The organism is Wolbachia endosymbiont (group B) of Silvanus unidentatus (assembly GCF_964028615.1).
Taxonomy (GTDB): domain Bacteria; phylum Pseudomonadota; class Alphaproteobacteria; order Rickettsiales; family Anaplasmataceae; genus Wolbachia.
Genome location: NZ_OZ034795.1, coordinates 283,588 through 307,487 on the forward strand (window position 1 = coordinate 283,588; position 23,900 = coordinate 307,487).

Sequence of the window (23,900 nt, forward strand, 5' to 3'; positions counted from 1 at the left end):
TACATTATATTACTCATTATAAATTATAGTGAGCAGATTTGCAAATACTTTCTGCTATAACAATCCGTTTTCTCGAAAGCTAAAATAACCCCCACTTGTAATGATAATATGATCAAATAATCTAACGCTTACAGTACTACATGCTGCTGCTAAGCTCTTTGTTACTTCTTGATCTTCTTCTGAAGGTTCTAAACTTCCCCCAGGGTGGTTGTGTGACATTATTACTAATGTTGCATTCTTTATTAATGCTTTTCTTGTAATTTCCTTTATGTATACTGGTGCTTTTTCCATTTCACCAATATAGGATTCTTCTCCAATTAGTTGACGCCTTTTATTCAAGTACAGTATTTTTACACATTCCCTTTCTGAGTGGCCTATACTTACGTTTAAGTACTCTACTAGCCCTTGTAAGTCCATTATTGGCTCACTTTTGAGCTTTTCTCTCAGTACCCTTTCTAGTGTTTCCTTAACGCACATAATCATTGCTATTGAAGAATCAGTTACTCCTTCTATGACTTTCAGGTCATCCATTTCTCGGCCTAAAATCCTTCCTACTCCCGTATAAGTATTCACCAGATTTTTAGCAATTTCTTGAGCTTGCGGCCTTTCATGTACTGCACTTAGAAACGTTTCCATTATTTCACGATCAAGTAGTGCTTTGCCTTTGCTTTCTAATATTCTGAATTCTATTTCTTCTTTACTTTTATTCATATAATTTACCCTTCACTAACAACAAACTTTTTTTAAATATTTACTGCTGTTTTTTTATCAGCATTGGCATAGAGCCATAGCTTCCGAGTGAAGTCAAATCAATTTTTCAATCTTTTTTACTTATTTTTTCATTAAAAAGTAAAGATGTTAATAGATACTGATTTTTTTACTTAAATTTGTTGAATTTCGCCTAAAGAGAGGCCTGTTATTTGCAAAATAATATCGGTAGAAATTCCTTTTTTAACTAAGTTCTTTGCAATTTTGATTCTTTCTTCTTCTCTAATTTTCTCCTCACAAATTTGTATGCTTTTAAACATAGATTTTATTAGTACATTACGTAGTTCTTGGCTTTCAATCTTTTTGTATTCTTCAATTAAATTCGGTAATTCATTTTCTACTTTACTACCTTCCTCTATTAGAAGATCTGTAATACTAATCGATAATGTTTCTGCTATTGCATATAATTTATCAAGTGGAACAGCAACTCTTCCTTGCTCATAATTGCTTATTTCGTCACGTGTTGTACTCATTTTCTTTGCTAAATCCTTCTGAGTATATTCCCGCACTAGTCTCCATTCTTTTATCTTCTTTCCTATTTTGCAGTATATAGAACCTATTTTTTCTTCAACACATTCATCAGCAGAGAGGCCAATTGCTTGTGAAACAATATCAACAGAAATCCCTGCTTTAACCAGGCCCTTTGCAATTTTTACTTTCTCTGCTTTTTTACTACTTTTCTCACCAACTCGGGTAAATTTTGTTAGCAAGTAAAACACCTTGCGCAACTCTTGATCATTAATCGTTTTATATTTTCTTACTAGATTTAATATTTCCTCTCCCTTATCTTCAAAACAGATTTTTTCATTTGATACAGGAATTAGGTCTACAATACCAATCGACAATATCTCTGCTATAGCATACAACTTTTCAATCGAAATTTTACGTGTTCCTTTTTCATATTGTAGTACTACTTGATACGTTACACTGACTTTCTTCGCTAAATCTTTTTGAGTATATCCTCGCTTTAACCTCCAGTTCCTTACTTTTTGTGCTATCTGATACCTTATTGAGATGTTTGCCATAAATATTATACATGTTAATACTACCAAACAAAGATATACAAAAACTTCTATGTTTGCATTTTAGTTGAATATTTCTTCAGAATTGTGTATAATTATTAATGCTTTTTAGGTACTCTTGCTATGGCTCTCTCGAAGTTTCTGGATCCCAAGAATGATGTCGCATTTCGCCGTATCTTTGGCTCTGAAAAGAATAAAAATATCTTAATTCACTTCCTCAACGATATCTTAGGTTTTTCTACTTCTGATCAAATAATGGAAATTGAATTCCTTAGTACCATTATGGATCCTGAAATTGCCTCTGACAAACAAAGCATTGTTGATGTTCTTTGCAAAGACTCTATTGGTAATAGATTTGTTATCGAAATGCAACTCGCTCGTGATAAAGGCTTTGAGAAACGTGCTCAACTTTATGCTGCTAAAGCTTACTCTCGGCAATTAGATAAATCTGGTAATTACATTCATCTTCAGAAAGTCTTCTTTATTGCTATTTCCAATTGTAACCTTCTGCCTGAAGAAGTTGACTATATTTCTACTCATAATATACGCGATATCAAAACCAATGGGCATTACTTGAAAGATTTACAATTTGTCTTTATTGAGTTGCCTAAATTTACAAAAAATAAGGTAGAGCAATTAGAGAATACTACAGAGAGATGGTGTTTCTTTTTTAAATACGCAGAAGATACAACTGAAGAAGATCTAAAAAAGATAGCAGCAGAAGCTCCGATAATAAAGCTAGCATATGATGAATTAAATAGGTTCAACTGGTCAGAAAAAGAATTTATAGCCTATGAACAAGAGATAAAGCGTATTCGTGATGAACAGGCTGTCCTCGCTCAAAAACTCGATGATGCCACTCAAAAAGGTAGACAAGAAGGCATCCAAATCGGCCATGAAAAAGGCAGAAAAGCAGAGAAAATTGAGGTTGCAAAGAATCTACTTAAAGCAGGAGTTTCTATTGACATTATAACTCAAACTACTGGTCTTTCTGTTGATTATATTGAGAAAATTCAAGAAAAGAAGTTTTAGCCATAACGTTTTTTTATTAAACCCTCTATTCTGGTAATTTTAATATTGCAATCCATTCTAATTTCTGTATAATGCCTTTTTTACATGACACTGTTAATACTTAATAGGGGGGATAATGCCAACACAGAAAGAGCTTCGGGCTACGATGTCCAAAAAATTACAGGAAGCTATTAAACATCCAGATCCAGCAGTTGTTGCCGGGAGGAAGTCAGCTATCAAGAGATGGGTGGGAGTCCTTCAAGATAACTTTATGGAGCACATAAAATACTTTAAGGGTGATAAGTTGAAGTTTTTGCACAATGTATTTCAAGATGAAGGTTGCTGGTCAGGTGTAAGGTTGGATAATGCTGCTTTAGGTCAAAGGTTTACTGAAGAAAAAATAGGTGGAATAGATAATCCACTTCGCAAATATGAGATGGCTTGTAGTTACTGTGTAGTGGATAAAATTCATCCTCTCTTTCAAAAAAGATTTGAATCTTATAGGAACAAGTTTCCTCCTGGTGCATTTGATGGTAAAACTGAAACTGAATTTGGCAAATACGTACGAAACTCGTTACTAGATAGCATAAAGAGGAAAGGTCCTGTATTTGATTTCTGGATCGATAGAGAATCTGGGGAATTAAAGAAGTATGATGCAGTAGAAGGTTTTGACAGTGCTGTAAAACTTAAGTGGAGTGAAGGGGTAGAGTATTTTTATAATCATTTAAAAGAAGAAGATAAGGAAAAGAAGCTCACAGAAGCTATTCTTGCTCTTTCTCGCGTTCAATCTGTTGAGAAAGACGCCCCTATTTTAGATTTTTGTGTAAATAAGATAGTCGATAAAGATACTCTTTTACAGAAATTATCACAGAAAGATAAAGGAGTATATTCCCTTTTTGCTGAATTAATAGAGTCATGTTTTTTTGATACGGTTCATGATTTGGTACAGTGCTGGTGTTATAAAGAAGTTTCAGCAAGAGGAGACTGTTCGGACAAAATATTCTCACAGCGAGACTATGAGCTTTTTCTTTCCTCTCTTTCAGATGTGATGTTGAAAAATCCTGAATCAAATGTTCAAGCTAGATCTCTTATTATGGAATTTTGGGAATGTGGTAGCTTGTATCAATACAGAAAAGCTGCTGTTAATACTTCTAATTATACAGTTCCTACAAGTGGTGTATTTGCAGAGTTAATAGTCAATTGGAGACGAGAAGACATTTATAAGACTGATGAAGAAAAAGAAATAGAGAAAAAAGAAATATTAGATATGATGTCATTTGCCAAAGATTGCTTTCCTGAAAAGTTTGAGCTCTTTAAAAAACTAATAATAAGAGACCTTAGATTATGCGGTAGGGAAGGTAAAAGAGTAAATGTAGATTACGGTCTGTTTGCAGAAGAATTATTCTCTGAGTTAGAGAAAACAATTTTACCACCTGGTCCTGTAGGTGATGGTCCTTGCAGTAATTTGCGATCACGATCTAAAGCTCATGGTAGTAAGAAAACAACTTTGCCAGTTGATGATAGTCCGCAGTCTGAGCTTGGAACTCCTAGTGTAAGTGGTGTTTCTTCTTATAAGAAAAAAAGCGTCTTTACGCTTAGTGGTAATAAGTAATCCACTTATGAACTCTTGGTGTTTCTGGTCGTAGTAAATAAGGGGTATTTTGTATGAGTAATGGTGATGGACTTATTAGGAGTTTGGTGGATGGAGATCTTGAAGGATTCAGACAAGGATTTGAATCTTTTTTAGATCAATGTCCATCTTTCTTGTATCATGTAAGTGCAGGTCGTTTCCTTCCTGTATTCTTTTTTAGTATGTTTTCTACTGCACATGATGCTAATATCTTAAATGCAAATGAGAGAGTCTATTTTCGTTTTGATAACCATGGTGTTAATCCACGTAATGGTGAAAATCGAAATACGGCAAACCTAAAAGTTGCTGTTTATCGTGACGGACAGCAAGTTGTCAGATGCTACAGTATTTCTGATCGTCCTAATAGTGATGGGTTGAGGTTCAGTACAAGGGAGAGAAATGCTCTAGTACAAGAGATTAGACGGCAAAATCCAAATTTAAGGGAAGAAGACCTAAATTTTGAGCAATACAAAGTATGCATGCACGGAAAGGGCAAGAGTCAGGGAGAGGCAATTGCAACGGTATTCGAGGTAATTCGTGAAAAAGATCGTCAAGGTAGGGATAAATTTGCCAAATATTCAGCATCTGAAATCAATCTTATTAGACGGCTCTTAGGAGATCACAGACTAACAATTAAGGAAATAGAAGGAAGACAACTCAATCAAAATCAGCGTAGACAACTTGGTAGGTTGGTCAATTTTGCGCAAGTAGCACAGGGTCAACAAGGAATTGATAATTTTATGGAAATGCTAGCGAGTGATAGAAGACAAGATGTAAGAGATAGAATACGCAGAGAAATTTTGCCATACATAACTGACATCTATAATAATTACAGACAAGTACTGGAAAATAATATTGAAAATCGCAATCAAAGATTTGAGGGTCACGGGTTTTTATTAGGTTTCTTAGCAAATTTTAGTCATCGCTATACAATAGGCATCGATCTTGATTTATCTCCTAGAAACACACATGTTGCATTTCTTGTACGTCATCAAGCAGAAAGAGAAAATATTCCTATTGTTATTAATCTTGCTATATTTGACACACCGTCAGATGTTACATTAAACTGTGCCATAGGCTACGCTGGAAGGTTACACACTTCTTCATTTATACCTATCCATACTGAATCAAGAAATACTGTCTGTGTTGGATTAAATTTTAATTTAGATCTAGATCCTTTTAGTGTTGATACAGTAGAACTTCAACAGGATAGATTTCCTTTAGTACAAAGATTATTTGAGTGTTTGGAGAATGAAGGCATTAGAGAAAATGTTAGAGATTTCTTGCTTCACCATCTTCCTGCTGAAATACCAAGAAATGCAGAGAATTATAATAGAATATTTGATTGCATAACTGGCTTTGCTTTTGGAAGTAGTGCTTTTGATAGGCACCCTTTAGAACTAGAAGAGGAAGACGAAGCACCTATAACAAAGTACATATTTAGACATGGTGATGAGGGTTTAAGATGTTTAACTATGGTCTTTCATGCTGAAGGTTCTGATATAGTTATACTTCATATTAGAGCTCACGATGCGCAACAACAAGGAGCCATCAATTTACAGACTCTTAATGTTAATGGAAATGATGTTCATGTGTGGGAAGTTTCATGCACACTTAATAATCAACTTGAACTAGATATTGATCTACCAAATGACCTTGGTTTATATCACGATTACCAAAATAATAATGCAAATAATTTTCTTGCTGGTGATCTTGTACAAGTGCCCAATACTGAAAATGTACATAATACTTTAAATCAAGTTGTGAATGATGGCTGGAAAAATATAGCTCAGCATAGAGGATTATTTCAAGAGATCTCTGGAGCATTGATGCCGCTTGTGGATACAATAAATGTTAATAGTGAGGATAAGTTCCGTTCTATACTACATGGTACATTTTATGCTAGTGATAATCCTTATAAAGTGCTTGCTATGTATAAAGTTGGTCAAACATATAGTTTAAAAAGGGGGCAGGAAGAAGAAGGAGAAAGGGTAATACTCACAAGAATTACAGAACAGAGATTAGATCTTTTATTATTAAGACAACCTAGAGAGAATGACCTAGATACTCACCCAATTGGATATGTGTTAAGACTTGCTAATAATGCAGAAGAAGTAGGACAACAGCAAAATGATGCGAGACAAGAAATCGGAAGACTTAAGAAACAACACAGAGGATTTATACCTATTACTTCTGGAAATGAGGTGGTTTTGTTTCCTATTGTGTTTAATAGAGATGCACGCGAAGCAGGTAATCTTATACTTTTCCCAGAAGGGATAGGAAGAGAAGAGTATGTACACAAGCTTGATCGTCATGTTCGCGGTTCAAGACCAGGAGGATTAGTGGGACCTGAAAGTGTTATTGATGAGAATCCACCAGAAGGTCTATTATCAGATCAGACTCGTGAAAACTTTAGGCGTTTTTACGAAGAAAAAGCACCAGGACAAAATTCGATTTTTTTGCTTGATATAGGCGACAATCTACATGTTCCGTTTAGTTACTTGCAAGGTACTAGAGCACAGGTAATAGAAACATTAAAGTCAAGAATAAGGGGAGGTGGTACTCCTACAGCACAAGGAATATTACAACAAATAAATGCTATCCTTCGTAGAAACAACGCTCGTGAGATAGAAGATGTGCATGATCTACTTGCACTAGACTTTGCAACAGATAATCAAAATTATCGTTATTGGCTACAAACTCATGACATGTTTTTCGCTGCACAACAATATACTTTCTATGATGATCGATCTAATCCAACTAATAATCGTCATGATTTTACAATAACTTCAGTAGGAGTCGATGGAAATCAAAATGATCCAACAGGTAGGGGCTTATTAAGTAGTCACATAGCTAACTTTAAACAAAAAGTAGATTCGGGTGAAAAAGATAGATTAATTGCTATTATTAATGTAGGTAATCGTCATTGGGTTACATTAGTTATTGTACACCAAAATGGAAATTATTATGGGTATTATGCTGATTCACTTGGTCCAGATAGTGGTATTGACAATAATATTCGAGGAGCTTTAAGAGAATGTGATATTAACGATGATAATGTCCATAATGTTTCCGTTCATCAGCAAACAGATGGCCATAATTGTGGCATATGGGTATACGAAAATGCTAGGGATATTAACCAAGCTATTGATCAAGCTTTACAGGGAAATAATAACTTTGGAGAGAAAGGTGAGGGTATTATAGGTTATATACGTGGTCTTCTTAGTGTAGGCATTGGAAATGACACTAGACAATCTCAAAGAAATGAACAATACTTTAAAAATCGGAGAAGAAATATTTCACAATTATTCCAAAATGATCCTCTATCTTCTCCTAGGGGTAGACTGATTCAAGATCATCCAGGAATTCAACATGAAATTGATCCATTACTATTACAATTTTTAGGACTCCAATACCCACAGCGTGGAGGTGGAGGAGCATTACAATTAGGCGGAGAAAGAGTGATATCAATTGATTTTGGTAACCCGCAGTCTGCATTAGATAAAATTGATGGAGTGAGTAGAGTTTATAACCATAGCAATAGTAGAGGTAGTAGGTAGAAGTTAATAGGTGGATGAAGTTTTCTTTACTCTATATTTACGCATTGGTTGTAATCGGTCTTCTAGGTTGTTTCTGCATATTTTATCTTACTATTACCCACAAATATAAATGTTTGTTGCGTAGCTCTTAATGGCATAACTTTTGCTTGAAATAACTGTTTATATGGTGCAATTTACAGCTTTTAGTTGCTAAAATTATAACTCTTAGTTTAATAATTTTAATCCAATAAGCTTTCAGGTTAATAAAATTAAATTATTTGAGTAAATACAATACTATGTTTTTATTTGTGGGTAATAGTAAGATATTTTATGGTGGTGTTTATTAACAATAATATAGAAGACTATTATTAAGACTCTTGTCCGTAAAGCACCTTCATTTGCTCCTCTCATGAGAGTGATATTTCCTTCAAATCAGCTAGTTTTAGATGCTGAGGTTGTGTGCCGTTTAAAATGGCTTCCTTAATTTTGGGTATCAAATAATTTAAACGTAAGACCCATTGTAAAAGATAAGATTTAATTTGAAAGAAAAATTGATGTGGTTAAAACTTGACCTTGCGCAGTATAGGAATATTTTTTATAAAAAGAACAATATCGATTTGAAATGTAAAATTATCATAAATTTTTCTTTTTATTCTCAAATGAATTACTATTAATTCAGTAAACTATATTATTAATATCTCAAGTAAATCAACCATTTTCAGCGCTCAAAACCAAGTGCGGTGAGAACAAGTTTTTTTGGTATGGATTGGACTACCAAGTGTGCCATACGAACTTTTATTTATAGTAATTTTACTACATTGCAAAGTCAGCTATATTAGCTTGTTTCAGCCATATTTACATACGAACTAATTTGCTTAGCTTTGTTGCAAAGATTTCAAACTTTTATTTTCATAACACCGCTTTTACGTAAAAAGTTCTCAAAAATATACGATCTTTTTTATGTTTTTTAAAAAGTAAACATTCAAGATTTTTATGGCGCTAATTTTTAGTATGTTTCTATACTAATCAATCTAAAGTGGCTATTAATAATCTTATATAAAATCTTGACTTTTTTATTAAAATATTTGATAATTAAAGTATATTATTATTTTTAATAGAAGAGCTTGATATGCCACAGTATAAAGATTTAACAGGAAAGCAAAAAGAATTATATGATAAGTTAAAGACTGCAATAGAAAAACAAGAGGATATTTTTTCTATTCTTAAAGACGTTTCAAAGCAGGATTTACAGCAAGTTCTTACTAATGCAAGTATAACTCAAAAGTTATCAAATGGTATAGAGTATAATCTAACACCCCTTGCCTATGCTATGAATTTCAATGATTTTGAGGAAATAATCAAAGTTATTTTAGATGTAGCTCAAGATAATAGTGTGTTAGAAGAAGTTTTTGTTGGTATAGAAGAATATGATCATACAAAACTTAAGAAGATTTTAGAAACATTAAAAAATCAAGAGCAGAATGAAGAGCAAAAAACTAAAATTGATGGTTGGCTAGAAATACTTACAAAGAACGTATCTAGTAGTCACAAAAGTGATAAACAGCCTTTAGCGCCCGAAAGTAGCATACCTAAAGCTGAAGAAAATATAGCTAATAATGAAGGTATGAAAGATACTTTTAAAATTGAAAGTAATATATCCAAAAGAGAGAATAGTGACAAATATCCTCAGAAAGACACAGTAAAAACTATTAATAGATCAATAATGATTGGTAGTGTTTATGGTTTTATAGCTGCATTAGTAGTTAGTGGTGGATGTTTTGCTGCCGGTGTTGAATTATCAATATTGGCTATAGCTGCAGTAGCTACGTTTTTAATAATAGAAACTATTGCTAGTGGTATTATATATTTAGTATTTAATCCTAGTGATAAGCTAGATAACCCTGACTCAGAAATAGCTAAACAGCAAGTGGTTCCAGAAGTTTGTTAACAAAAGCTTTACAGTCAAGCAGAAGGGAGGGTCATCTTTTACCTTCCTTTCGTGTTTTTTTGTATGGAATGCCTTGTTAAGTTAATAACTTAAGATAATTTCTAAAAAAGTTATTCCGATGCTTATGATTTTTGGAGTATGATGAATTTTTCTTCTGTAGTATTACACTGTTTAATCAATCAAGCTAGGAAACAATTGAAATAGATTTTTTATGGACAGAATTCTTTACGCTATTATAGCAATACTAATTAGATAATGGTGTATATTTACAGGTAAATTCAAATTCTTTAGGTTTATCTGTCTTTTCTAAGTGAATATAAAGTTCTTTATTCTCTGTAACGTTGTTCACACAGCAACAATTTTCAACTTCATACAGGTAATCCTTATGATGTGATTCCCAATTAAGTATTTGGCGTAGTGCTTTCACTTTAGCTTTCGATTCATTCTTTGCAATAACAAATACATTTTTATGCAACTCCGTAAATTTTTTACTATCGTAACCACCAAGGTTGACAAAATAAAGCTTTTCTTCAACGTGGGTAGGTTGTCTCGTTAAGGTAATATTATAATCTTCAGCACTTTCTAATATACCCCAAGCATCAATATGGAAACCTTTTTTTACACCCCACCATTTTGCTTTTACTTCTTCATAAGTATCTTCGATCTTTTCTGCTACTACAAAAAATATATCATGTAGCTCGATTAAAGAGGTTTCAGTTTTACCTCCAACATATATGACAAATATTTTCATGATACATGCCTCCTATCTTTTATTCTCTTTATCATACTAAGTCTGTTCATTAAAAAATCAACAAAAATTAAGAATTTTTAGATGATGAAGTAAAACAGGCATAGATTAGACTTCTTGCATAACTGAGGAAATAATACCAAAAGTAATATTAGTGAAGGTATGAAATTTGAACAAATAAGTAACCTAGATGAAGAGGAGTTTCGAAGATTAACAGAAGTAAAAAGAAAAACATTCGAAAAAATAACAGAAATTTTAATGGAGTAAGAAAAAGGCAAGAGGAGGAAAACCAAATAAACAATGCATGTTTGTTAATGGCGCTAGAATATTTGCGTGACATATTTCATATTGGTATGGAATAAGCTAAAGTGCCTGTTATCGGTTGGATTGAGGATACGTTAATAAAACATTTACACTTCTGGAAGAAAAAGAGCTATTAGATTCGAATGTAGAGTATCAGGTTATGGATAGTAGATGGAACAGAAATATCAATAGAGAGGCAAAAAAAAATTGGAATTATCCATATGAGTTATGAAAGAGGTCTAATATAAATTTATTGATTTATATATGTATTATAATACACTTTAATAGGTAGGTAAGTAATACACATATATATGAGTGAGGTTAAATTAAATAGTAAAGAGAATTCTAACGACTTAGTACATCAAAATCAAGGGCCATTAGTAATTAACTATTGGCAAGACAGAAGTGATGACAAAAAAATCCTTGAAGGTAAAGCGGAAAATACAGATGAATATGATATAAAAAATAAAAAGCTTGCTCAAGAATGCGCTGAATTTGTGTTGCAAGATCTAAACAATCATAATTTTAGTAACACGCACTCACAGTTAGAAGATGATCCATACCAAACAAAAGATGATAGTCAGCAAACCTTTTTCTTTGAAGAAAGTTCACTCTTAATTGAGCAAGAAGTAACTTTAATTGAAAATGAAAGGAAGCTGATTAGTGAGTTTTATAAAGAAATGCAAGATGCTAAAAGCAAAGCTAATACAAAAAGTGCTTTAGAATATATTAAATCCATAACGGATAAATATTTAGAGAGAGGGATAAGAATAAACTCATACTGTGATAATGATGGTGAGGTTATAGTAAATTTAATATTTAAAGAAATCGCAGGTGTTCTCGATAATATTGTATTTATAAATTCCCGCACTGTAGCTCCTGAAATGAAGCCCTATGATTCTTCTGACGATGATGAAGAAGATTACTACAACTTGGATATCATAAGAGAGATTGCTCATGGTTTATTACAAAAAGGAGGAAAAGTAAAAGAGAGCCTCTTTTATCATGATAGGATAAGATATTCGACCACTGCTTTTATAGATAACAATTCTTATAAACAATTTGATGAATATCTCATTGAACAGTATAAAGAAATGAAAAAAAAGTTAAAGGGTATAGCATATGAGTGTGTTGTAAACAAGAGCGAGCAAACTCAAGACAAATTAGAAGTAGAGATTGATAATATCTACTTTTATATAAGATATCCACAAACTAGTATAATTGAACCCATAAAAATCATAGCCAATCAAGAAATAATAGATCGAGGACTCAGAGTTCACATATTAAAAATAGGAAAAAGTACAGTAAAAATTGATAATAGAGGAGAAAAAAGAAATTATGTAGATCTTACAGAAGGTAGTGATGTGGTATTAACTTTCTATACTAGTTTGGGAGAATTAGAAGTTAGATTATATCCTCATGAAACAAATAAAAACTTGATAAGAGTAGAAGTGAGTGATGAAGATCTACTGGAGGACATAGAAAGTTATAATGAAGAAATAGGACAAAATTGCTTATTGGGAGGTTTATCAGTTATTGAAGCTATAAACCGAGGTTTTTTTGTTAGATCTGGTGGATTAATGCGTCCTGAAGTAATAAGCGAGTCTAACAACAAATGGACAGAACGTGAAGAGTTAAGAAGGACTTCTGATCCTAGGAGAGAAGTTTCTAGGTAGATTAATTTGCTAAAAAAGTTGAAGATTATTAGGGAGTGTTAAATAAACTGTGTCAAACCACATTTTAATTCAACTCAATTTTCAATCTATCAGGAAAGAAAATGTCGAGCTGGGACATAGTTAATACGTACAGCACTTTTCTTCCACCTTTTTTATAGCACAATATACCAGCTTGTACAAAGCATTTATACTGGTAAATGAGCCCTTGGTCTTGCCTAATTTGTCTATGCAACCCCTCAATTGGATTAGTGGTGTAAATTACTCTCCTCATTGGATCAGAATACTTGAAATAACTAGACAAATTTTCCCAGTTACTCTGCCACGATTTTATAACCGTAGGGCCCATTTTTCATCCAGTTCTAGTAGATAATTCTCAGCAATTTCCTTGCTTGGTGCTTGATATACCCTCTTCAAATCACTTAAAAAGCTCTTTGTATCTTTGCTAGCCACATACTTCAATGAATTGCGTATCTGATGCACTATACATTTCTGTATTAGGAAAGACGCTGTTTATAGCTGTAGGAAAACTTTTTAACACAGGCTATTAGAATATCTTCTACACCTCTTTCCTTGAGGTCGTTTAGCACACCTAACCAGAACTTCGCTTTCAGCCAAATAGAAGCCTAATACCTCTTTTCTGCCATTCTGATCTATGCCCAATATATTATACATGCACTTGCTTACACATCGTCCGTCCTCTTTTACTTTAAAGAACCATAAAAACTATCGGATAAACTGCCTGTAAAGGACGACTGCGCCATTCGTTAATCACTGGCAATAATTTATCAGTAATACTGGATATTTCAGCAACCGATACCTTATTGTCATAAATTTCTTCGACGTGTGACATTATGTCTCTATATCCCATACCGCTGGCAAACATGCTCAAGATCTTTGTTTCAAGTTCAGAATGCAGGCTTGTTTGTCTTTTTTTGACTATTTGTGGCTCAAAACTTCCTTCTCTATCTCTTGGTGTTAGCAGCTCGAATACTTGTTCGTAAAGTCTTTGAGTTTTTGCCGTTTCTGCGATTGTTTTCTTCGTTCCTATTATTTGATAGATGGCTCTCCATTTCACCTTCTAAACTTGCCTCTAGCAGCTTCTTTATCAATGGTACCATCTCTTCCGGTAAGTGGCCTACCTTCTCGTATAGATGACAGGATATTTGACTCTAACTCTTGATAATTTACTAACCCAACATAGTTATTTGCTATTTTTTCACTCATGTGTAAAACCTCCGTTTTTATATTAACTAAAATACATCATTTCTTGGTTTGACACAGTTTGTTTAACACTCCCGATTATTATTTAAATACAAACTACTATAATTTATAGATTAAGGAAATTGTACCAATGTCTTCTAAGAATACTCTTTTATATTGTTTTTAAGCTGGCTACAAAATGAGGATATGGAACATACAATTGGCTGAGCTGCCTTTTATACTCCAGGTTTACTATTAAAATATGCAGCTAAAATTGGATACATTTTCTATCACTGTTGTGTCCGATATGCTAAAATCTTCATCACTTATATTGATATTTTTACATAATTGATTTTGTAACATTTATTTGCTCTTCTATATCAATTTCAACATCTTTTTGTGTGGCCCTTTGTAGTAGCTCCTTTTGCAATAACCTTTTTTAATTTTCTGGTACATACTTTTTTCGATGTTTTTTCATATTGTTGTTTTTATAAACGTTACGACGCTGAGCCGTAAAATTTCTCCAATTGCTCACTCCACAGCATCGGTATTTCTCTCAAATCAACTAATTTCAAATCTCTTGGCTGTCTCCCATTTACTATGTCTTCTTTAATCTTTGGTGCTAAATAGTTCAACCTCAAAATTTGCTGTATACGTCTTGTACCTATATTAATTTTGGCACTCAGCTCCTTCACACTTTCGTATTTTCCCTCTTCTAGTTGCCGTTTCCACAAATGAGCTCTTACCACTGCTTTCAGTAGTACATTATTTGTTTTTCCTTCTGGCTCTACTACTGTACATTTGTTTCCTTTCTTTTTTATTGGTATAAATTCCACCTTATCCTCTGAACTCACTTCTATTCCATCTTCTTTTACCATTACTCCCTTTATTAATTTTTTCATTGCTTCTTTCTGTTCTCTGAAGCTTAAATTTTCTCCATCCCCATATAAGCATTCGGCTCTTTTCATCACTTCTTTTTCCACCTCTCCCGCTACTATAGTTCTGTTTATTGATTCACAACCTTTTCCCCTTAAATGGTTATTGCACACGTAATATCGGTACCTTTTATTTTCTTTTTTTGCATACGTTAGTGTCATATTTACACCACAGCTCTTGCACTTAATTATTCCCTTTAGCAACGCTTCCTCGTATTTCGCCTTTCTATATGGTTGATTCTTTATCAATTCTTGTGCTTTTTGCCATTTTTCCTCTTCTATTATCGCATCGTGCTTTCCCTCATACTCTTTCTCATAATGTCTGATTTTTCCCACATATATTGGATTTGTTACTATTCTCCTTACTGTCGCTTTTTTAAAGATATCTGATTTTGTTCTATAACCTTCTCTGTTTAACTCCCTTGCCAATTCTGCCATTGATCTCAGCTCCATATACCTCTCAAATATATGTTTCACCGTCTTTGCTTCTTTCTCATTTATTATTAATTCTTTATCTTTTACATCATATCCAAGCGGCAAAGTTCCTCCCATCCATAAACCTTGTTCCTTTGATGTTGCTATTTTATTTTTTACCCTTTCTACTATCATTTCTCTTTCTAGTTGTGCTGCTCCTGATAACACCGTTTGTACGAACTTTCCCATTGGCGTATTATTGTCAAATATCTGCGTTACTGCTATAAAATTTACTCTATGCCTTCTAAAAAATGATGTCACTTCTATACTATCTTTTGTTTCTCTTGAGAGCCTATCGAGCGTATATACCACTACACAGTCTATCTCTCCTCCTTTGACATCTTCAAATAATTCCTTTATCGCTGGTCTTTCTAAGTTCTTTCCTGAGAAACCTCCATCATCGTACCTTTTGGCCAATGCTACCCAGCCTTCTCTGCTCTTTATGTACTTTTCACATGCTACTCGCTGCGCATCTAAACTATTAAACTTTTGTTCTAGACCATCTTCATTTGATTTTCTTGTATATATCGCGCATCTTACCTCTTTCAGCATTCTTTCTCCTTATCTCTCATTCCAAATAGAAGCGGCCCGTTGTAGCTCATTCCCATTATTTTCCCTGCTACTGCTGACAATGACGTAAAAAATTCTTCTCTGTAGATTAAACCCTTATCTGTTACCATTACCGCATGCGTTTCTTCCCCTCTCTCTAATATTAGCTCTGTCCCTTCTACTGGTAATTTATCGCTACTTATTCTTTTTCCCTTCTCTAGCCGATCTGCCAGATACTCTAGTCTTTTTGTCCCCTTTCTTGACATTTCTCCATACGCTTCCTCCTGCATTCTATATGCTAGTCTCAGTATCAGATATTTCTTTGAATGTTTAGGTGCCTCTTCCCCAAATACCTTCTTCCACATTTTTCTCAGCTCACCCAAAGGTTTTCTCTCTAAATTCATTACTTTCTTTTCTATTTCTTTCTCCATATTTTTAGCCCTTCATAAATAGCTTTTCAATTCTGTCTATTTCTTTCTTCAATATTTCAGTGATCTCTTTACTGTTTTTCGCATAATCCATTGCTGTCATTCCAAATTTATCCGCTTGTTCTATTTCTCCTCCAGCCTTCACTAATTCTTTCACTATCTCTTTTTCGCCTATCATGCATGCAAGGTGCAGCGGTGTGCATTTATTTCCATATTCTTCCGCATTTACATTCCCTCCTGATTTTATCAATTCTCTCACGATTTCTAGACGTTTCTCCGTTACCGCTAGGTGCAGTGCTGTGTATCCTTTCACATCTGCTGCATTCACATTCACTCCTTTTTCAACTAACAACTTCACTGTTTTTGCGTCTACTGCATAATGCAGAGCTGTTCTTTCCTTCTTGTCTCTTTCATAAATATTTTCATATGAGTTCTCTAATAATTCTTTTGCTGACTTATTAAATTTGCCAAGCTTTAACATAATTTACCTCACCTTTTCTTTGACCTTTTTTTTAAGCTTTCCTTCTCACCACCTCATCTATCATTTCGTTTACTTGGCTCATTATCTCGCTTGCTAAATTTTTACATTCTTCCTTTATTAGTGACTTATCTTTCTTCCTTATTTCTCCTATCTCTATTATTTTTAGCTCTGGTAAATAACTCCCATTCAACATGTCTGCTATTTCTCCCACTAGCCTCTCTATTCCATAGCATGTCAGTTCTCTACTTTTTGTTACTCCACCTTTTTCTCTCAGAAATTTGCTCGCCTTTTCACTCTCTTTGCTATCACATAGACGATACTTTTCACTTTCCCAAATGTAATACATTGGTGTTGCACCATATTTATTCAGTTGATTAACCTCAGCTCCTGCTTTTACTAGCTCTTTTATTATTTCAACTCCTCCTATTTTGCATGCAGAGTGGAGTGGCGTACATCCAGTGACATATTGAGTGGCATTTACTTCTGCTCCTTCCCTTAGTAGCACTTTTACATTTTCTAAACTTTTTGCGAATACTGCACAGTGCAGAGGTGTATAACCATTTTTGTCTCTTGCATTAACCTCTGCTCCTTTTTTTATTAATAATCTCACTGTTTTGTAATCGGAGATTTCTACTGCTTGGTGCAAGATCGTCTCTCCTTCTTCATTTTTTTTATTAATGTTTTTAAACCCGTTATTTGATACTTCTTTAAAAAACTTACTCTTGCTAAACTTCATACTTACCTCACAAAATTAGCTTTTCCAGCGCCAGATAAATTTCTTATGTTTACCTGCTGCTATTCAAGTCATGTCCGTTTTAGCATGAGAAAGCAAGTCCTTTTCTTTTTATTTCATACACTTTTACCTATTATTAATATAATATATGAGGATCTAAATATAAGTACTTAACTTATTAGACATATTACTTGACTATTTTTCCAACTTCTGTGCAAATGTCTATGTTCGTGCCACTTCAGTACTCCTGGGTAAAATACTAAAATGTAATTTTCTAATTCGTGTATTGAGTCTTTTTGCTCTGAATCCAAATCATTTTTATAGTAAACGTTGTGTTCTGCCAAACCATATTTTGTAATCTTCTGATCTGTATAGTTTTCTATTTTGTAGTGGTGAGTAACGCTAAACCTTTCTAAAATTGGCTTGTGTTTTAAATTCCAACGTTGCCCTGAAAGTTTATCGTTTCCCAATACAAATTTATTTCCTTCTTCTTCTATTCTACCAACTGGAAAACAGCTATTTATTTCTCCTAATTTCCAGCTATCTGACAGTACAATCTGCGCTTTTGCAAATTTAATCGATGGTAATAAGCTTTGAGTTAGAGGATACAGGGCTTTTAAGTTATACCACTGATGACTTCTTTCATAAATGCCTTTGTAATCCTTTGTGTGAGGCTCTGTTTCCCCAAGCACTGCTACATTCAACCGATATATGTCATTACTAAATGCTTGTTCATAATGCTCTCTTAAATAGTTGTCTACAATCTCTACTAACGGACCTCTAGAACTGAAAAAATTTATTCTTCCAAACGATAACACTGGCCCATTTTTTTCAACTTTTATACCAGAGTAGTCTGATAACAAACTTCCAAATAAACTTTCATCTAAAATAAACCTATCAACGTTATAGTGATCATTGAAAATCCTCATTAGCCGCGATCTTGCTGGTAACGATAGTTTTGCAAGTTCTACTACTGCATCCACAAAAAAGTTATTTGGAACATCCCTTATCCCTATCTGCAGTTCAAAAAAATGTTTTCCAGGTGGCTCCTCAATGATTGTAATATCTTCTATATTTGCCCACTTTAGTGCTATTTTGAGTGATTCTGGGGTTCCTCTTAAACGCCGAAATTCTACCCCTTCTTTTATCGCTCTTCTTTTGTCTTTTGCCCAGCGTAGAATTTCTTCTAGGCCATATTCTTCGATTAACCAAGGTAATATTCTTTCTTCTAATCTAAATTTAAACCCTCTTATCCTGATTGGATCAACCCTATAATCTGTTGCATCTACTAGCGCTTTTTCTTGTTTTGTTGCATTTGGTGGCAGTAACATTAATTCAACTCAATCTTTAAATTTCTTAAGGCAGCACACTCATTCCCCAATACTACAACATCCTCTTTTGGCTCGATTAATTCTACGTTTTCTACACCATCTACAAATAAATTGGCTATTATCCATGATCTTGTAACATTCCATCCCAGCCTTCTATTTGCTTCAAACTTCTCAATAAACTGCTTCTTGATTTCCTCCTTCGATATTACAGGACTTATGCTCATTCTGCTGTGAATATCTATTTCCGTAATATTGCAACCAATTACTGTTATCGTATCTGTTAAAACCCTTATATCATCTCTAGTAACCTGCTTTTTTACAATTTCTAGTAGCTCTTCTGACACTATGCCAGTTGTGGATAATTGTGTTGATAAGATTGAAATTTGTACTTTCCCTGGTATAGTTGATTCCACTAGTGCATCTTTTACTCTACTATCTGCTGACAGTGCATGATATCGATAGTGTTCTTTGCTTCCACACGTGCTTGAGCCCACTATTTTTGCTTTTACCCTCTTTCTAAATCTTTCGTCCTCTTCTTCTTTTTGTCTTTCCACTCCATAAAACTCAGCCAAATTATCAAGATCTTCTCCCGTTGCAAATTTCAGTAAATTACCCTTTACAGCTTCGTTTATCCTTTGTCTGAGTAAAAGTTCTCGCCATGCTGCTACCTCCAGAATCTTTATCGCTGGATCACTTTCAACTAATGCTGTAAAACTTGCGTCACGCTTCACCAATTCTTCCCTCATCCGAGACAGAATTTCTTCGAAGTTCAGTGGCTCAATAATGTTAGGCTGCTCCATCTTTATACCACAACTCCATCAAAGCGAATATTTTTTCCACTTGGTAAGTACAATCCTTCTAGGTCAAACGTTACTTTTCCTTCTTTCACTTCTGTTATTTTTACTTTTTCTAACTTAAATCTTTTTTCCCATTTTTCCAGTGCTTCTGCTGTTGCTGCATAGATTTCCAAAGTTAAATCTCTATTTATTGGCTTATCTACTAATTCAAATAATCTTGACCCATAATCTCTCCTCATTACTCTGCTATTAATAGGGGTAGTTAAAATATCTACGACAGATTGCTTTAAGTGCTCTATTCCTTCCAATTCCTTTCCCGTGCTAGCATTCATGCCTCTCATTCTGCAAATACATTTTTGCTAACACCTATCACTTTAAAACTACACGATACCAAGTCTCCTGTTCTTGTTACTCCCATACCGTTCACAAATACGCTGTTTGACCCTTGCGTTAGTGTCTCCCCTATAGTCAAGATATCACCCCTACGACACACAGATCTACTATTTACAAATACGTCTTCACTTCCACTCATACAAACATGAACCGGTATTCCTGTACAATTATCCCCTACACAAACGATTGCTTTACCCATATGCTAGTTTAGATCTATTCTCCTTCCCTTAAGTTTTATTCTTTCTTTTGTCATTTCTATACTCGATTCTCCAGCTTTCAGTGTTATTTTATCTACTACTTCAATCTCTAAATGATGTTTATCTTTATCGTATGACAACTTTGTTCCATCTTGAAATGTTAAGCTACTCACCTCTTTTTTATTCTCTGATGCAGGGTATTTTTCCTGGTATATCCCTCCTAACACCACTCCTAACGATAATTCGCCAAGAGGAGAAAATATCATAACCTGTTCACCGATATCTGGTGGAGACCAATCTCTATCTTTTCCTGCTTTGCTCGTTATCCATGGTAAATAATCTGTTAAAAATTCTCCTATTTTAACTCTTACTTTTGCTTTTTCATAATCTATTTCTTTTACAACTCCTATACGAACAATGTTGGCCATTTTCCTCTGTAGTTCCGAAATTGCAAAATTATTTTCTAACATTTATTTCACCGATTTCTATTTTGTGTGGCATAAATTTTCCTTCTTTCCAAATAGATCGCCCTACGTGTATTGTATGCACCCACTCAATCAACCACACTAAATACGCATCTAACTCTGGCCTAAATCCGTCAACTTCTGCAGAGATAAATTCTCCTGGTGAAACATTTTTCACATTCCAAGTATTTTTATTTACTACTCTTGCTACTTCTGTTGCTAATGACCTGACAACTAACGAGGAATCCTCGACTGTTCCATCAACTACAATCCTTGCTTCAAACCTGGCTTTCAAGGCTAATTCTTCTGTTCCAGGATCATGTCCTTTTTCAAAGCTGCTAAGTTCCACAAATACTGCCGGTGCTACTAATTCTTTTCTTATTGCTGGATAAATTTCACATGTCTGTATTGCTGATATTTCTTCCTTTAACTTAGTGCAAATTTCTTGATGTAAATCTTTCCAGAACTTTGTCATGCATATAATTTAACTCATGTAATGTATAAAATATTTTTCAAATACCTTTTCAACTTCATAATTAACAAGATTCCCTATTATCCTTGAAGCCTCAGGTTCTAGTGGCAACTTAACTTCCTTTATTGGCAATGCTGCCCTTCCTTCACGTTTAAACATACCGCTATTTCCTTTTGGCATAACTGCTGCAAATCCTCCTATAAACTCATGCTTTCCTACTTTCGATCCTCTTCTTGTTTTTTGTATTTTGCCAATTGTCGATGCTCTAATGTCATAGAGATTTGCTCTAATTGACACTTCTAATCTGCTAGTTTTCGCCTTAAAAATTCTTAATCTCTTTCTTATCAAACTTAATTTTATCTGCTTTTCCTCACTGATTTCCTTAGCTGCTTGCGCTTTTAACCATAGTGCCGTTTTGTTTAATGCCTTTACCGTTGCTAATTCTACTTTTCTTCTTTTAGCATTTACATTTTCTATTACCTCAACTTCTATATGAACAGACATTTTACACCCCAGACGCTTTTATTTTCCACGTTATTCCAGACTTGTCTCTAAGTGGCGGTGAGTGTACTTTATATCTTCGATCACCTATAACAAAAACATCTCCTACTATTGGCCTTAACAGTAGGGTCGAGAACTGGCGCGCCTCTTTAGGGTTTGGTGGCTGATCCATTATTTTCATGTTGGGCCTCAATCCAAAATTCCCATATTCACGTTTCCAGCTCCCGCCTCATCAAACGCAGCATGCAGTTTTCCCGCACTACGCTTTCCTAGTAGATTCTTTACCAAAATTTATAACATATTGTGCTGGTGATGCTTTCGGAATGTAATATCTTATTCTGTAGTCCGAATATAGACCCAGGGTTTTATATATCCATTCTCTACTCCACCTCTTCCAGCCAAATCCTTTTCTTGCTTTTCTGGCTTTCATTAAATTGCGTCTTATTTTCTTCTCTACCCAATGCTTCACGTAGTGAAAGCTTCGACTTGAGTTTCCAATCCTAAAATAGTTTATCCACCCTCTCAATATCGGATTAATGATATGAATCACTCTCTCTATTGGTTGCGATTTATGCCAACGAAATACTTCCTTCAACTTGTGAAGTAGGTTTGTTCGTGCTTTCATCTGTGGTGTTGTTTCTACCGTCCATTTTCCTTGTTTTGTAATTTTCTCTCGAAAATTGAATCCTAGAAAGCTGAACTTTTCCCCTTCTTTTAGGTTAACAACTTTTGTCTTTTCTTCATTTACTTCTACTTCTATTTTTGCTAATTCCTCTTGTAACCTTTTGTATACTGACTTTTCCAGCCATTCCCATTTTGGGTGTCTATCTATCAGTATTACTAAATCGTCTGCCCATCTTGCGTATTCTATATGTTGATATTTTCCTTCTTTGGTCACCTCTTTTGCTTTCTCTAGCATTTTATCTACCTCATTGAGGTATATATTGCTCAATAACGGCGAAATCGTTGATCCTTGCGCTATTCCTCGTTTTCCTCCCATCTTGAGGATTAGCTTGATCAAGTGCATGATTTCTTTATCATTTATTCTCTTGGCAATCTTTTCCATAAGAATATGATGTCGCACATTATCAAAGTAGGATTTCAGATCTATGTCAATAGCTTTTGTATTGTCTTTGATTGCTGCTTTCTCTACCCTTTTTATTGCTTCATGCGCTTTTCTCTTAGGTCTATATCCATATGATCCGTCCTGAAAGTCAGATTCGAATATTGGTTCAATTATTAGCTTTAGTGCACTTTGCACTATTCTATCACGGATGCAGGGTATGTTCAATGCTCTGAGTTTTCCCCCAGCTTTTGGTATTTCCTTTCTCCGGTTCCTATTTGGGCTATAGGTCTTGGTTATTAGTTCATATCTTATTTGTTGGAGATACTTTTCTAAGCCTTCTGCTTCTATCAATTCGAATGTCACTCTGTCAATTCCTGGTGCCCCATTACTCCTCTTTGTTAGCTTGTAGGCTTCTTTCAGTGTTTCCATTTTGCAAACATGAACATAGATTCCCCAGAATCGCCATTCCGGTTCTGCCTTCGCTTTGGTATATATCTTTCTTCTCAGGTCTTGTAATTTTATTGGCATTTTTATCATTTTACCTTTACCTCCCTTTTGTTAAAAGATTTCTACTAGTAGGGTACCTTTGCTCCATGAGCATTACCTCACTTCTTCGCTACTACGCACCCATCCGCCACCCTTTCATCTTCGGTTCATTTCCTGTTTCCAGTTATAGAACCTACCTCTCCAAGATATTTCTCCTTGGGATGAGGAGGGCTTCTCCAGTTGTTTTGTATGTCCTTGTTATCGTGCCATCACTATCACCCCGCTGAAGTAGAACAGTTGTATCAGTCGTTTTTCAACCTTCTGTACTGCCTTCACCATTTGACGGCTGGTTCGGCCTTCAGTACTGTGTTTTCGAGGCCACCTATGTGTTCACTTCCGTTATGGCCCGATAACTCGCCTTTATCCTTACGATAACGTTGTCGGTAGGCTTCAGTATCTTGGTTTCCCTCCATACTGCTACCCAAGCTACAGGACTCCGACTCTTATCCTGGTAGGTTTGACTCCTACTGAACATACTTACCTTCTCTGGACGCACCATCAAACGCACTTACTTCTAACGCTAAAGTTTCTTCCACAAATTGTCCTTCACCAATCTCGTATAATTTATCTGGCTGTTGCTTTAATACTTGTACCATGTATGACTTATCCTTTGATTTATACAAAGCCACTTCTCCTAAATGGGCAAAACAATCTTCTAATAATCGCTTAATATTCTCTTGCATATTTC

At 34.5% G+C, this 23,900-nt stretch carries 23 protein-coding genes and 2 pseudogenes; 5 read left to right on the forward strand and 20 right to left on the reverse strand.

The features are described 5' to 3' along the window. Nucleotides 1-54 precede the first annotated feature (54 nt). Complete coding sequence (locus ABWU65_RS01265) at nucleotides 55-711, reverse strand: RadC family protein (RefSeq protein WP_264377317.1); 657 nt, start codon at nucleotides 709-711, stop codon at nucleotides 55-57. 170 nt (nucleotides 712-881) lie between these two features. Continuing rightward, entirely contained in the window at nucleotides 882-1,793 is a 912-nt protein-coding gene (locus tag ABWU65_RS01270) for a helix-turn-helix domain-containing protein (RefSeq protein WP_264336145.1), read from the reverse strand. Nucleotides 1,794-1,913: 120 nt separating this feature from the next. Here ABWU65_RS01270 and ABWU65_RS01275 point away from each other — a divergent pair, with 120 nt between their 5' ends. The 4 genes from ABWU65_RS01275 to ABWU65_RS01290 all read left to right on the forward strand — a co-directional run bounded on the left by ABWU65_RS01275 (nucleotide 1,914) and on the right by ABWU65_RS01290 (nucleotide 9,918). Then, entirely contained in the window at nucleotides 1,914-2,822 is a 909-nt protein-coding gene (locus tag ABWU65_RS01275; RefSeq protein WP_019236550.1) for an Rpn family recombination-promoting nuclease/putative transposase, read from the forward strand. Between the two features lie 115 nt (nucleotides 2,823-2,937). Further along, on the forward strand, nucleotides 2,938-4,413 hold the full coding sequence (locus tag ABWU65_RS01280; RefSeq protein ID WP_019236549.1) for a hypothetical protein: 1,476 nt from the start codon (nucleotides 2,938-2,940) through the stop codon (nucleotides 4,411-4,413). A gap of 53 nt (nucleotides 4,414-4,466) precedes the next feature. Then, a complete protein-coding gene (locus ABWU65_RS01285; protein ID WP_019236548.1) occupies nucleotides 4,467-7,991 on the forward strand; it encodes a cytoplasmic incompatibility factor CifB in 3,525 nt (1,174 codons plus the stop codon). 1,108 nt (nucleotides 7,992-9,099) lie between these two features. After that, nucleotides 9,100-9,918 (forward strand): hypothetical protein, encoded by an 819-nt coding sequence (locus ABWU65_RS01290; RefSeq protein ID WP_019236487.1) that lies wholly within the window; start codon nucleotides 9,100-9,102, stop codon nucleotides 9,916-9,918. 244 nt (nucleotides 9,919-10,162) lie between these two features. On the opposite strand, the gene ABWU65_RS01295 is transcribed toward ABWU65_RS01290, so the two are convergent. Next, complete coding sequence (locus tag ABWU65_RS01295) at nucleotides 10,163-10,669, reverse strand: DUF1543 domain-containing protein (RefSeq protein WP_019236488.1); 507 nt, start codon at nucleotides 10,667-10,669, stop codon at nucleotides 10,163-10,165. Between the two features lie 611 nt (nucleotides 10,670-11,280). On the opposite strand from ABWU65_RS01295, the gene ABWU65_RS01300 reads away from it, so the two are divergent. Then, the gene (locus tag ABWU65_RS01300; protein ID WP_019236490.1) at nucleotides 11,281-12,645 is read left to right on the forward strand and encodes a hypothetical protein; all 1,365 of its coding nucleotides are present in this window, start codon (nucleotides 11,281-11,283) and stop codon (nucleotides 12,643-12,645) included. Between the two features lie 64 nt (nucleotides 12,646-12,709). Here the strand turns inward: ABWU65_RS01300 and ABWU65_RS01305 are convergent. From ABWU65_RS01305 to ABWU65_RS01385, 17 genes and pseudogenes are all read right to left on the reverse strand, one after another. Continuing rightward, nucleotides 12,710-13,317: pseudogene (locus ABWU65_RS01305) on the reverse strand (transposase). Nucleotides 13,318-13,351: 34 nt separating this feature from the next. Continuing rightward, nucleotides 13,352-13,720, reverse strand: a complete 369-nt coding sequence (locus tag ABWU65_RS01310; RefSeq protein WP_350224514.1) for a transposase — start codon at nucleotides 13,718-13,720, stop codon at nucleotides 13,352-13,354. After that, the gene (locus ABWU65_RS01315) at nucleotides 13,717-13,869 is read right to left on the reverse strand and encodes a hypothetical protein (protein WP_019236491.1); all 153 of its coding nucleotides are present in this window, start codon (nucleotides 13,867-13,869) and stop codon (nucleotides 13,717-13,719) included. The genes ABWU65_RS01310 and ABWU65_RS01315 overlap by 4 nt, the downstream gene beginning before the upstream one ends. A 473-nt stretch (nucleotides 13,870-14,342) precedes the next feature. Beyond that, on the reverse strand, nucleotides 14,343-15,806 hold the full coding sequence (locus ABWU65_RS01320) for a recombinase family protein (protein ID WP_264377332.1): 1,464 nt from the start codon (nucleotides 15,804-15,806) through the stop codon (nucleotides 14,343-14,345). Next, the gene (locus tag ABWU65_RS01325) at nucleotides 15,800-16,234 is read right to left on the reverse strand and encodes a DUF2924 domain-containing protein (protein WP_264685592.1); all 435 of its coding nucleotides are present in this window, start codon (nucleotides 16,232-16,234) and stop codon (nucleotides 15,800-15,802) included. Before ABWU65_RS01325 ends, ABWU65_RS01320 begins: the two co-directional genes overlap by 7 nt. A 4-nt stretch (nucleotides 16,235-16,238) precedes the next feature. Beyond that, entirely contained in the window at nucleotides 16,239-16,712 is a 474-nt protein-coding gene (locus tag ABWU65_RS01330) for an ankyrin repeat domain-containing protein (protein ID WP_353280112.1), read from the reverse strand. A 31-nt stretch (nucleotides 16,713-16,743) separates the two neighbouring features. Continuing rightward, nucleotides 16,744-17,448, reverse strand: a complete 705-nt coding sequence (locus ABWU65_RS01335; protein ID WP_019236495.1) for an ankyrin repeat domain-containing protein — start codon at nucleotides 17,446-17,448, stop codon at nucleotides 16,744-16,746. Between the two features lie 167 nt (nucleotides 17,449-17,615). Further along, entirely contained in the window at nucleotides 17,616-18,776 is a 1,161-nt protein-coding gene (locus tag ABWU65_RS01340) for a phage tail protein (protein WP_019236496.1), read from the reverse strand. Beyond that, on the reverse strand, nucleotides 18,776-19,576 hold the full coding sequence (locus tag ABWU65_RS01345; RefSeq protein WP_019236497.1) for a baseplate J/gp47 family protein: 801 nt from the start codon (nucleotides 19,574-19,576) through the stop codon (nucleotides 18,776-18,778). The genes ABWU65_RS01340 and ABWU65_RS01345 overlap by 1 nt, the downstream gene beginning before the upstream one ends. A 2-nt stretch (nucleotides 19,577-19,578) precedes the next feature. Continuing rightward, on the reverse strand, nucleotides 19,579-19,914 hold the full coding sequence (locus ABWU65_RS01350) for a GPW/gp25 family protein (RefSeq protein WP_264377328.1): 336 nt from the start codon (nucleotides 19,912-19,914) through the stop codon (nucleotides 19,579-19,581). Then, on the reverse strand, nucleotides 19,911-20,165 hold the full coding sequence (locus ABWU65_RS01355; RefSeq protein WP_015587734.1) for a PAAR domain-containing protein: 255 nt from the start codon (nucleotides 20,163-20,165) through the stop codon (nucleotides 19,911-19,913). Before ABWU65_RS01355 ends, ABWU65_RS01350 begins: the two co-directional genes overlap by 4 nt. A gap of 3 nt (nucleotides 20,166-20,168) precedes the next feature. Then, nucleotides 20,169-20,633, reverse strand: coding sequence for a phage baseplate assembly protein V (locus ABWU65_RS01360; RefSeq protein WP_264685667.1), 465 nt, complete (start codon nucleotides 20,631-20,633; stop codon nucleotides 20,169-20,171). Beyond that, on the reverse strand, nucleotides 20,620-21,102 hold the full coding sequence (locus ABWU65_RS01365; protein ID WP_019236987.1) for a hypothetical protein: 483 nt from the start codon (nucleotides 21,100-21,102) through the stop codon (nucleotides 20,620-20,622). Before ABWU65_RS01365 ends, ABWU65_RS01360 begins: the two co-directional genes overlap by 14 nt. A gap of 9 nt (nucleotides 21,103-21,111) precedes the next feature. After that, nucleotides 21,112-21,603, reverse strand: a complete 492-nt coding sequence (locus tag ABWU65_RS01370) for a phage tail protein (RefSeq protein WP_264377325.1) — start codon at nucleotides 21,601-21,603, stop codon at nucleotides 21,112-21,114. Between the two features lies 1 nt (nucleotide 21,604). Beyond that, nucleotides 21,605-21,781, reverse strand: coding sequence for a hypothetical protein (locus tag ABWU65_RS01375; protein ID WP_264374814.1), 177 nt, complete (start codon nucleotides 21,779-21,781; stop codon nucleotides 21,605-21,607). A 78-nt stretch (nucleotides 21,782-21,859) separates the two neighbouring features. Further along, nucleotides 21,860-23,203, reverse strand: a complete 1,344-nt coding sequence (gene ltrA / locus ABWU65_RS01380; protein ID WP_264374788.1) for a group II intron reverse transcriptase/maturase — start codon at nucleotides 23,201-23,203, stop codon at nucleotides 21,860-21,862. A 506-nt stretch (nucleotides 23,204-23,709) separates the two neighbouring features. Next, nucleotides 23,710-23,895: pseudogene (locus ABWU65_RS01385) on the reverse strand (hypothetical protein); the annotation flags it as partial. Between the last annotated feature and the right edge of the window lie 5 nt (nucleotides 23,896-23,900).

Excerpts from the sequence above, each read along its gene's own strand:
- ABWU65_RS01265 (WP_264377317.1), bottom strand. The coding sequence starts at position 711 with ATGAATAAAAGTAAAGAAGAAATAGAATTCAGAATATTAGAAAGCAAA.
- ABWU65_RS01270 (WP_264336145.1), bottom strand. The coding sequence starts at position 1,793 with ATGGCAAACATCTCAATAAGGTATCAGATAGCACAAAAAGTAAGGAAC.
- ABWU65_RS01275 (WP_019236550.1), top strand. The coding sequence starts at position 1,914 with ATGGCTCTCTCGAAGTTTCTGGATCCCAAGAATGATGTCGCATTTCGC.
- ABWU65_RS01280 (WP_019236549.1), top strand. The coding sequence starts at position 2,938 with ATGCCAACACAGAAAGAGCTTCGGGCTACGATGTCCAAAAAATTACAG.
- ABWU65_RS01285 (WP_019236548.1), top strand. The coding sequence starts at position 4,467 with ATGAGTAATGGTGATGGACTTATTAGGAGTTTGGTGGATGGAGATCTT.
- ABWU65_RS01290 (WP_019236487.1), top strand. The coding sequence starts at position 9,100 with ATGCCACAGTATAAAGATTTAACAGGAAAGCAAAAAGAATTATATGAT.
- ABWU65_RS01295 (WP_019236488.1), bottom strand. The coding sequence starts at position 10,669 with ATGAAAATATTTGTCATATATGTTGGAGGTAAAACTGAAACCTCTTTA.
- ABWU65_RS01300 (WP_019236490.1), top strand. The coding sequence starts at position 11,281 with ATGAGTGAGGTTAAATTAAATAGTAAAGAGAATTCTAACGACTTAGTA.
- ABWU65_RS01315 (WP_019236491.1), bottom strand. The coding sequence starts at position 13,869 with ATGAGTGAAAAAATAGCAAATAACTATGTTGGGTTAGTAAATTATCAA.
- ABWU65_RS01320 (WP_264377332.1), bottom strand. The coding sequence starts at position 15,806 with ATGCTGAAAGAGGTAAGATGCGCGATATATACAAGAAAATCAAATGAA.
- ABWU65_RS01325 (WP_264685592.1), bottom strand. The coding sequence starts at position 16,234 with ATGGAGAAAGAAATAGAAAAGAAAGTAATGAATTTAGAGAGAAAACCT.
- ABWU65_RS01330 (WP_353280112.1), bottom strand. The coding sequence starts at position 16,712 with ATGTTAAAGCTTGGCAAATTTAATAAGTCAGCAAAAGAATTATTAGAG.
- ABWU65_RS01335 (WP_019236495.1), bottom strand. The coding sequence starts at position 17,448 with ATGAAGTTTAGCAAGAGTAAGTTTTTTAAAGAAGTATCAAATAACGGG.
- ABWU65_RS01340 (WP_019236496.1), bottom strand. The coding sequence starts at position 18,776 with ATGTTACTGCCACCAAATGCAACAAAACAAGAAAAAGCGCTAGTAGAT.
- ABWU65_RS01345 (WP_019236497.1), bottom strand. The coding sequence starts at position 19,576 with ATGGAGCAGCCTAACATTATTGAGCCACTGAACTTCGAAGAAATTCTG.
- ABWU65_RS01350 (WP_264377328.1), bottom strand. The coding sequence starts at position 19,914 with ATGAGAGGCATGAATGCTAGCACGGGAAAGGAATTGGAAGGAATAGAG.
- ABWU65_RS01355 (WP_015587734.1), bottom strand. The coding sequence starts at position 20,165 with ATGGGTAAAGCAATCGTTTGTGTAGGGGATAATTGTACAGGAATACCG.
- ABWU65_RS01360 (WP_264685667.1), bottom strand. The coding sequence starts at position 20,633 with ATGTTAGAAAATAATTTTGCAATTTCGGAACTACAGAGGAAAATGGCC.
- ABWU65_RS01365 (WP_019236987.1), bottom strand. The coding sequence starts at position 21,102 with ATGACAAAGTTCTGGAAAGATTTACATCAAGAAATTTGCACTAAGTTA.
- ABWU65_RS01370 (WP_264377325.1), bottom strand. The coding sequence starts at position 21,603 with ATGTCTGTTCATATAGAAGTTGAGGTAATAGAAAATGTAAATGCTAAA.
- ABWU65_RS01375 (WP_264374814.1), bottom strand. The coding sequence starts at position 21,781 with ATGAAAATAATGGATCAGCCACCAAACCCTAAAGAGGCGCGCCAGTTC.
- ltrA (WP_264374788.1), bottom strand. The coding sequence starts at position 23,203 with ATGATAAAAATGCCAATAAAATTACAAGACCTGAGAAGAAAGATATAT.